1 protein-coding gene is annotated in these 1,368 nt (G+C 71.6%); it reads left to right on the top strand.

Features of this window, described 5'->3' with window-relative positions:
- The coding region (dxs, locus tag C4T42_RS31295; protein ID WP_103986565.1) for a 1-deoxy-D-xylulose-5-phosphate synthase at positions 1 to 1,368 on the top strand (1,368 nt) is incomplete at both ends.

Raw genomic sequence — 1,368 nt, 5'->3', positions numbered from 1 at the left:
GTCGAGCTGACCGTGGCGCTGCACCACGTGTTCGACACCCCCGACGACCGCATCGTCTGGGACGTCGGACACCAGTGCTACCCCCACAAGATCCTCACCGAGCGCCGCGACCGCATCCGGACGCTCCGCCAGGGCGGCGGCCTGTCCGGCTTCACCAAGCGGAGCGAGAGCGTCTACGACCCCTTCGGCGCCGCCCACTCCTCGACCTCGATCTCGGCCGCGCTGGGCATGGCGGTCGCCCGCGACCTCGACAACGCCGCCGCCAAGTCGAAGAACCGCCCGCCCAAGCGCCGCAACGCCATCGCGGTCATCGGCGACGGCTCGATGTCGGCCGGCATGGCCTACGAGGCCCTCAACAACGCCGGCGCCCTGCACTCGCGCCTGATCGTCATCCTCAACGACAACGACATGTCGATCGCGCCCCCCGTCGGCGCCATGTCGGCCTACCTCGCCCGCCTCGCCTCGGGCGGCGCCTACCAGTCCCTGCGCGAGACCGCCAAGCAGCTCGGCAAGCTCCTGCCCAAGGCGCTCTACCAGCGCGCCGCCGCGGCCGAGGAATACGCCCGCTCGCTCGTGGTCGGCGGCGGCACCATGTTCGAGGAGATGGGCTTCCACTACGTCGGCCCGGTCGACGGGCACAACCTCGACCACCTGCTGCCGGTGCTCAAGAACGTCCGCGACGCCGAGCACGGCCCGATCCTGCTCCACGTCGTCACCCAGAAGGGCAAGGGCTACGCCCCGGCCGAGGCCTCGGCCGACCGCTACCACGGCGTGGTCAAGTTCGACGTGGTCTCAGGCGTGCAGGCCAAGGCCAAGCCGAACGCGCCGGCCTACACGCGGGTGTTCGGCGAGAGCCTGATCAAGGCGGCCGACGCCGACGACAAGGTCGTGGCGATCACCGCCGCGATGCCGGGGGGCACCGGCATCGACCTGTTCGGCAAGGCGCACCCGGACAAGACCTTCGACGTCGGCATCGCCGAGCAGCACGCGGTGACGTTCGCGGGCGGTCTGGCCACCGAGGGCTACCGGCCGTTCGTGGCGATCTACTCGACGTTCCTGCAGCGGGCCTACGACCAGGTGGTGCACGACGTGGCGCTGCAGAACCTGCCCGTGCGGTTCTGCCTGGACCGGGCGGGGCTGGTCGGCGCCGACGGGGCGACGCACGCGGGCGCGTTCGACCTGGCCTACCTGTGCTGCCTGCCGAACATGACCGTGATGGCGGCCTCCGACGAGGCCGAGCTGGTGCACATGGTGGCGACCGCCCACGCGCACGACACGGGCCCGATCGCGCTGCGCTACCCGCGCGGCGAGGGTGTGGGCGTCGAGCTTCCGGAGCGGGGCGAGGCGCTGGCGATCGGCAAGGGCCGG

The sequence above is a fragment of the Methylobacterium sp. 190mf genome, assembly GCF_900107945.1.
GTDB lineage: Bacteria > Pseudomonadota > Alphaproteobacteria > Rhizobiales > Beijerinckiaceae > Methylobacterium.
This window is presented reverse-complemented; position numbering and strand designations above follow the sequence as displayed.